Source organism: Neobacillus sp. KR4-4 (genome assembly GCF_042136325.1).
Lineage (GTDB): Bacteria > Bacillota > Bacilli > Bacillales > Cytobacillaceae > Neobacillus.
In genome coordinates this window covers 171,605-178,980 of sequence record NZ_JBHHJU010000011.1, presented here as the reverse complement: position 1 = coordinate 178,980, position 7,376 = coordinate 171,605, and the positions used below count along the sequence as shown (strand labels likewise).

6 protein-coding genes are annotated in these 7,376 nt (G+C 39.8%); 1 reads left to right on the top strand and 5 read right to left on the bottom strand.

Translation table 11 applies throughout. The features are described from left to right. Nucleotides 1-754 precede the first annotated feature (754 nt). Nucleotides 755-1,561 carry an aspartate dehydrogenase gene (gene nadX / locus ACE198_RS13735; protein WP_375375919.1) on the top strand — a complete coding sequence of 269 codons (807 nt, stop codon included), beginning with the start codon at nucleotides 755-757 and terminating at the stop codon, nucleotides 1,559-1,561. Nucleotides 1,562-1,613: 52 nt separating this feature from the next. On the opposite strand, the gene ACE198_RS13730 is transcribed toward nadX, so the two are convergent. The 5 genes from ACE198_RS13730 to ACE198_RS13710 form a co-directional block, all read right to left on the bottom strand. Beyond that, on the bottom strand, nucleotides 1,614-2,291 hold the full coding sequence (locus ACE198_RS13730) for a GntR family transcriptional regulator (RefSeq protein ID WP_098571913.1): 678 nt from the start codon (nucleotides 2,289-2,291) through the stop codon (nucleotides 1,614-1,616). A gap of 112 nt (nucleotides 2,292-2,403) precedes the next feature. Continuing rightward, the gene (yyaC, locus tag ACE198_RS13725; RefSeq protein WP_257148437.1) at nucleotides 2,404-3,087 is read right to left on the bottom strand and encodes a spore protease YyaC; all 684 of its coding nucleotides are present in this window, start codon (nucleotides 3,085-3,087) and stop codon (nucleotides 2,404-2,406) included. 180 nt (nucleotides 3,088-3,267) lie between these two features. Beyond that, nucleotides 3,268-4,188 carry a ketopantoate reductase family protein gene (locus ACE198_RS13720; RefSeq protein ID WP_375375925.1) on the bottom strand — a complete coding sequence of 307 codons (921 nt, stop codon included), beginning with the start codon at nucleotides 4,186-4,188 and terminating at the stop codon, nucleotides 3,268-3,270. 161 nt (nucleotides 4,189-4,349) lie between these two features. Beyond that, entirely contained in the window at nucleotides 4,350-5,432 is a 1,083-nt protein-coding gene (locus ACE198_RS13715; protein WP_375375918.1) for a sulfate permease, read from the bottom strand. Nucleotides 5,433-5,705: 273 nt separating this feature from the next. Continuing rightward, the gene (locus ACE198_RS13710; protein ID WP_375375917.1) at nucleotides 5,706-7,349 is read right to left on the bottom strand and encodes a flavin-containing monooxygenase; all 1,644 of its coding nucleotides are present in this window, start codon (nucleotides 7,347-7,349) and stop codon (nucleotides 5,706-5,708) included. Nucleotides 7,350-7,376 lie beyond the last annotated feature (27 nt).

Genomic DNA, 7,376 nt, shown 5'->3' with positions numbered 1-7,376 from the left:
TCGCCCTTGTTAAAGGAACCTCAAACCATTGGTGTGTTTGTCAAGAGCGATTGCGGGTACCTCCACTACAAAAAAGAGAGAAGAAAAAAACTTCAGGTCACTTTTTCATAGAAGTTTTGACACTACCTTTTAAAATAGTTTAAAACCGTAATGCGAAAGATTTCCTTTACAAATGGGAAAAGATCGTAGGAGAGGCGTAAACGTTATAATAGGATTTTTATCATGGTGTATATCCTCTACTTCGGGTGTTCCTTTCTTAATCCCTTAAAAGATATAAAATGGCATGATTTATTGAGTTACTTTTTCGAGAGATTAAATTTTGCATACTGTAGATTGTATACCATGTTTTAAAAAAATTAATACAATGACTGATCATTACTAAATTAAAACCTCCATTAACATCCTTTTTCTACTTCCTAAAACAATCAATCCACATCAATATGTTGAATGCGCTTACAGTTTTTTTGATATGTAGTAGAATGTTATTTTAGGAATGTAAATATCAACCCCTTTGCACTATGTACACCTTGTTTATTATAAGGTTGAAAATAATATACCATTATTCTCTTTTTATTGCAAACTATTTTGAAAATTTAGAAGTTTATTTATATTCATAAGGTTACTATTGCTTTTATTGGTTGAATCGGCTAAAATTTATTAATTATCGGTATACGATATACAAAATAAACTGATACATAGTTAGATAGCTTTCTATTTGAATAGCTGCTTATAAATAATCACGAGGTGAATAAATATGCTAAAAGTTGGAATCATTGGATATGGAACACTTGGAAAAGGTATTAGGGAATTAATTGAGTTAGGACAAGCGGGAGATGTCGTCCTTCAATCCATTTTAATAAGAACCCCGCTAGGTTCTTCTGACCAATCACCCGATGAGTGTACAGTCACCACGAATGAAGATGTCTTTTTTAACCAAGATTTAGATATTATCATTGAAGCGGCTGGACACCATGCCCTTCAACTATATGGGGAAAAGGCCATTTCCTCGGGGAGTCATTTAGTTATCCTCTCCGTCGGCGCTTTAGCAGATAAAGATTTCTACGACTCCTTACAAGAGGCTGCTAGAAAATACAAAAAACAATTGATTATCCCGTCAGGGGCTATCGCAGGTTTGGATCGTATTGCCGCTGGGGTGTTAGGTGAAATTGATGAAATTACACTGATTACGAGGAAGCCTCCAAAAAGTTGGTATGGGACAATTGCGGAGGAAAAAGTTGATTTAGAAACGATTTCAGAACCATTTTGTATCTTTGAGGGTACCGCCAGAAATGCAGCAAAATTATTCCCTCAAAATGTAAATGTTTCCGCTGCGTTAAGCCTTGCAGGTGTCGGCTTTGATGAAACAAAGGTTCAAGTGTATGTTGACCCGACCATTCAAATGAACACACATACGATAGTGGCCAAAGGCTATTTCGGACATATGGAAACCACTATTCAAAACAATCCATATATGGAAAACCCTAAATCGAGCCCAATTGTTGCTATGAGTGTGGCAAAAGTATTGCAAAACCTAACGACATCAGTGGTAATTGGTGTTTAATTCCATGTTAATAGAAAGAAACTCCACCCGGCGAGGGATGGAGTTTCTGTTTTTATTTCGTTTCTTTTCCTTGAGTGACTGCCTCAATATATGCTTTTCGGGAATTTTCAATATGAATTTTCGTTAAATACTCGGCCATTTCCACTTCTTGATTAACAATAGCCTCCATAATTCGTAAGTGTTCCTCCATCGACTGTACAGGCCGGCCCGGATTTTTATATCCTGTCTTAGCAAAGGCACGAATATAATCCGATAAGCCACTTAATATTTCATAGAGTTTCGCATTTTTTGCCGAGCTGTATAAGAGATGATTCAATTCACCATGTAAATTAGAGAAATCATGATCATTTTTATGCTGTAAACAATCTTCCACCCTTTTACTATATTCGATGAACTTGCTTTTGGTTTCATCATCCAACTTCTGAACAGCTAATTTCGCTGCCAAAACTTCGAGTGATGATAGAATCGTAAATACTTCAATAATTTCCTTTTCAGAAATATCCGCGACAATAACACCTTTTCTTGGAACAGTTTTGACAAACCCTTGAGATTCTAATCTAAATAACGCTTCACGAATAGGTGTCCTGCTAATATTTAATCGTTCGGCTAATTCCCGTTCCACTAAACGATCGCCTGTTTTAAATTCACCCTCTAAAATAAGGTCTTTAATATGAATAAAGACCCTCTCGCGTAAAGATATTAAATCTTCCTCGGCCCAATTATTCCCCACAATTTCTCCCTCTTTCTAGGTATACATTGAACCAATTATAACGCACACTATTTATAAACATCAAATTCTTTGGTCGGTATTTCCAATAGAAAAAATAGTTGGGTAAGTAACTTTATGATCTAGGGAGATTTTCAATTGATTTTTTACACAATGAAGCCTCTCCTAAAACAGCTTGCGTAATAATCTTTGACATCACTTCGGCGATGGTCATGACCGTAAATAATCTGGTATTATTTAAAGATTGTGCTGGCGACAGCGGGTCTAGGTAATTAACCACTGCCTTCATATGGTATTCACCCACATGTGGCAGCTTTTTATTGACAGCCATCCCAGGGATTAATGAGCCTTCTTTTAAAAAAATAAACCCAATTTGCCTCTCATTTGCCAAACAAGCATCAATCCCCAAAATAAAAGGATTGTTGTGCGTTTGATTAATTTCTTTCAGTATCTTGTTAATATTTAAGGCATGAACTGGTTTTTCTAAAGTGCCATATACAGGGAATGGAAGATCCATTTCTTTCAGCATCGTTCCTACTATCGGCCCCAGTGAGTCTCCTGTCGAACGATCGGAACCCACACATAAGAAAATGACTTCCCTTGAGGTATTGCTAAGAACTTCTTTCAGTTTATTAACAAATTCATTAAACTTGTAACCTTCTGTGGTCTCTTTTACGGAAAAATAGCATGATTTCCCCGCCTTTTCTACCGACTTTTTCTTGCCGTCAAAAGGCCACATTAGCATCAACCCTCTTCTCAAGTTGTAGTTCCCTAAATCTGTCCATTTTCCTGCCGTCATGATACCTACACTTCTCTCGAGAATTTTTACACATCTACACATATTTTATGATAGCAAGACTAAAACCTTCCATACCCACGCATATAAAAATTACAAAAAAAATCAGACGAGTTCACATTTCTGTAACAAAATGGTGCCTGACACCATAATTTTTGAGAAATAGGTGTCAGGCACCATGTTTTAATCGTATTGGCTTTCTATGGTACGAATCCGGTCATAAAGTTGTTGATTTATGGGTGTTGATAGCCCGTATTGATGGGCTAGGTTCAGGACTGTACCGGCAAACAATTCTACTTCGCTGTGGCGTTTGGCTTCGATATCTTGAGCCATTGACGGTTTTCCGTCTGGACTTAAAGTGGCCAATACACTTAGCCAATAATCTAAATCAGCTTCTGTTAAATGAATTCCAGCGTTTTCAGAAAGCGCGATGACCTCTCTCATCGCTCCAATCATCATCTTTCGTGCTTCCCCATCACGCTGAATCTCTCCATAATTACTCTGATAGACGGCTACGGTTTGATTGACCCCCACATTTAACATAAACTTACCCCATTGCCGTTTTACCATATTCGTTTCTATCTCATAGGGAAGTTCTACTTTATCAAAAAAGGCGGAAACACGTTTGACCTTATCAGATATTACACCAGGTTCACGTTCTCCAAAACAAAGGATCCCCATATGGTCATAGGTCAGCTGATTTCCCACTTTCACAGCATCCATTCCTTGGGCAACACAATATAAAATATGTTTATCCCCGTAGGTCTGTCCAATCAAAGCCTCACTAGAAATTCCATTTAACGCAGATAATATTATCGTCTCCTCATCTATATGATTCCTGACCGATTGAATCGCATCTTTTAAACCATCAAATTTTACCGTAAAGATCAACAAATCTGCCGGCTCGCATGCTTCTTCTGGTGTCAGGTAATTGAAATCGCAGCGTTCTCCGTTACAGAAAACATGTTCATTTTCATATCGATGAATCCGCTCCCGATTTGCAATGATACGTATATCTGCTTTTGGCATTTTCTTCGATAAATGATGTCCATATAGAATTCCTAATGCCCCTAAACCAATGATTGAAACCTTCTTTATCTCCATAACGAATTTCATTCCTTTCCCCATAATTGTCTACTGTATGTAAGAAAATTTTCTAAATGGTTCAGTACGTTTACACAAACTATTTTATCTCAACTTATATATTAAAAAAAATAAAAACTCTGTTGAATGGATATCAACAGAGTTTTCTAAAATCCTATCATTTAAATTCCACCACCATCATCATGAATGGTACTGTTCTCCTTGCGGATGTTGGCTGAAAGACTGAACGCTCCCACGGTTGCGATCAATGTGCTTAAAATGATAATAATATTATAAATATTAATCTCCACTAACAAATTCACCAGTATATAAGATATGACAAGCGAAGCAAGAGGTGAAATAAGCCAGACTTTAAGAATTCTCTGAATAATAGATTTCTGCCAAATGCCAAACCCCTTTTGGGCAGCTCCAACACCCAAAATTCCACAAGTCGTTACTTGTGTCAGCGGTATCGGGAGTCCAAATAAGGAGGACACAATAACCAAGGTTCCTCCTGTAAAGGAAACCGCACTTCCTTCCAGTAAAGATAGTCTAGTAATCTTCTTCCCATTCGTTTCAAGAACCCTGTTACCGAGTAAAATTGCTCCGATTGAAACGAAGAGGCCGCCAATCCAGATTCCTTTAGTGGTGGAAATCATCCCTGCCCCAACCAATGGCCCAACAGCATTAGCGACATTATTCATCCCAGCCGAAAAAGCCTCTAAACAGCCCCCCGCGACAAGTAAAATTGCCAGCCATTTTTTCCATTTACCGTTTCTCGTTAGACCAATCCAGCGTTTCTCAGCCGCGGAAATGATTTTTCCAAGGAAAAACGTAATGAGAAAAGAAACAATCGGAACAACCACCCAAAATAAAATAATCACCAACAGATTATTTATGTATAAACTTTTAAAAGCTACCCCAGCTCCTACGATTGATCCAACGGTAACCTCACTTGTCGATAGGGGAATTCCAATAATATTTGCAATAAATAATGTCAATGTAGCTCCAGCAAGGATTAGAACGACTAATTTAATCGTTAGGAGATTGGAAGGAATGATTCCTTCTCCAATTGTTTTCACAACCTCACCGCCGCCCAGCACTGCCCCTAGAAAAGCCGCTAGTGCCACTAACACCATGGCCAGGCGCTTACTCTTTATGGCATCTGCACCATAGGCTGACCCCATCGATGCTGCCGTCCCGCTTGCTCCAATATTCATCGCAAAGAAAAAAGCAATTATAAAAGCAATAGACGTCCAAACCATGTAGAATCTCCCCTTATGTCCACAATCTATAAAACTGGTAAACTAAATTCTCGTTCCAGCTTCAATTCACACTATTCAGGTAGGAATAATTTAATATGTTGACTATTATACCGCTCTCCACTCCATTAATCAATAAATTATTTCTGATGTCTTTGAATTTTCTAAAAAGAATGGACAAATGGTTCATAAAATTGTTTCCATGCCATTTTAGGACAAAAAAAAGAGTCCGAAGACCCTTTTTCCGAAGGTAATTTTATTCCAGTAAAAGACTGATCAACGGGATGCCGTCTGTGTTGACGACAATAATGAAAAACCCTCATAACCATTTGCGGCAATCTCTGCACATTTTTGGCGATATGCGCCGACTCCGCCTAAATAAATCAGGAATCCACGCGGCTTCCCAGGAATATTTGCACCGGTGTACCATGAGTCAGTTTTCGTAAAGAGCGTTGATTCAGCCACTTCCCGGCAATGCTTACTCCATGCTTCCTCCGCGTCAACATTCGCCTCAATTGTTTCCACACCCTGGGTTTGCATATACTCAATACAGTCAGTAATCCATTCAACATGCTGCTCAATCGAGACAGGCATGTTACTTAGAACAGAAGGACTTTCTGGACCGGTAATCATGAACATATTCGGAAAACCAGCGTTGGCAATACCAAGATAGGTCCTTGTCTGCGCACCCCCTGCCCATTTCTCCTTCAGTGTCACTCCGTCTTTCCCGCGGATATCAATTTTCAACAATGGCCCTGTCATTCCATCGTATCCAGTCGCAAAAACAAGAGCGTCCAGTTCATACTCCCCGTCCGTGGTCCGGAGCCCATTAGTAGTAATTTCCTCAATAGGTGCCTTCTTTACGTCTACTAATGTGACGTTGTCACGGTTATACGTTTCATAATAATTTGTGTCAATGATCGGCCGCTTTGTCCCATAAAAATAGCTTGGCAGGAGTTTTTCGGCTACATTAGGGTCTTCGACGATTTGACAGATTTTGTTCCGGATAAATTCGGCCACAGTTTCGTTGGCTGCTTCATTAATCGTAATATCATAATAAGCGCTAAACAGCCCTAATCCACCTTTCTCCCACGCCTCTTCGTAGACCAGCTCACGCTCCTCGGCGGTGACTTCTAATGCTGATTTAGTAGGTACTGGCACTGGCTGGCCGCCCTGAGATTCACGCATTTGACGTTTGATTTCGCTGAAATTCTCCTTCGTCTTCCGGATGTACTCTGGGTCATACGGATGATTTCGCGCTGGAGCGCAGTACTGTGGTGTCCGCTGAAAGACGGTAAGGTGCTTGGCCTCTTGTGCGATGACTGGGATGGCCTGAACACCAGTTGACCCCGTTCCAATAATCCCTACCCGCTTCCCCTTGAAATCAACTTTTTCATGCGGCCAATGCCCCGTGTGGTACCACTCGCCTTTGAAATTTTGGATTCCTTTAAAGTTTGGAATATTGGCGGCTGATAGACAACCAACACCCGTGATAAAGAACTTGGCTGTTACACTCGTCCCATCATTTAGATAGATCAGCCATCTATTCGACTCTTCGTTATAATGTGCTGCGTTAATCCGTGTCTTAAATTGGATATCACGGCGAAGATCAAACTTAGTCGCGACAAAGTTTAAGTAACGCAGGATCTCTGGCTGCTCGGGATATCTAGAGGTCCAGGTCCATTCCTTATAGAGTTCTTCTGAAAACGTATAGTTATAATAGATGCTTTCTGAGTCACAGCGTGCTCCCGGATAACGGTTCCAATACCATGTACCGCCAACACCATCCCCCGCCTCAAAAACACGGGTAGAGAAACCAGCCTCACGTAAGCGATGAAGCTTATATAACCCCGAAAAACCTGCCCCGACAACAACAGCGTCGTAATTAGCAACATGATTCGATTGTTTCATAGATTTCATCATACTCCTCCTCCAGGATCTAAATTA

What these genes read in the sequence shown, in the direction of transcription:
- ACE198_RS13720 (WP_375375925.1), bottom strand. Translation starts at nt 4,188, where the DNA reads ATGGAGATAAAGAAGGTTTCAATCATTGGTTTAGGGGCATTAGGAATT.
- nadX (WP_375375919.1), top strand. Translation starts at nt 755, where the DNA reads ATGCTAAAAGTTGGAATCATTGGATATGGAACACTTGGAAAAGGTATT.
- ACE198_RS13715 (WP_375375918.1), bottom strand. Translation starts at nt 5,432, where the DNA reads ATGGTTTGGACGTCTATTGCTTTTATAATTGCTTTTTTCTTTGCGATG.
- yyaC (WP_257148437.1), bottom strand. Translation starts at nt 3,087, where the DNA reads ATGACGGCAGGAAAATGGACAGATTTAGGGAACTACAACTTGAGAAGA.
- ACE198_RS13710 (WP_375375917.1), bottom strand. Translation starts at nt 7,349, where the DNA reads ATGAAATCTATGAAACAATCGAATCATGTTGCTAATTACGACGCTGTT.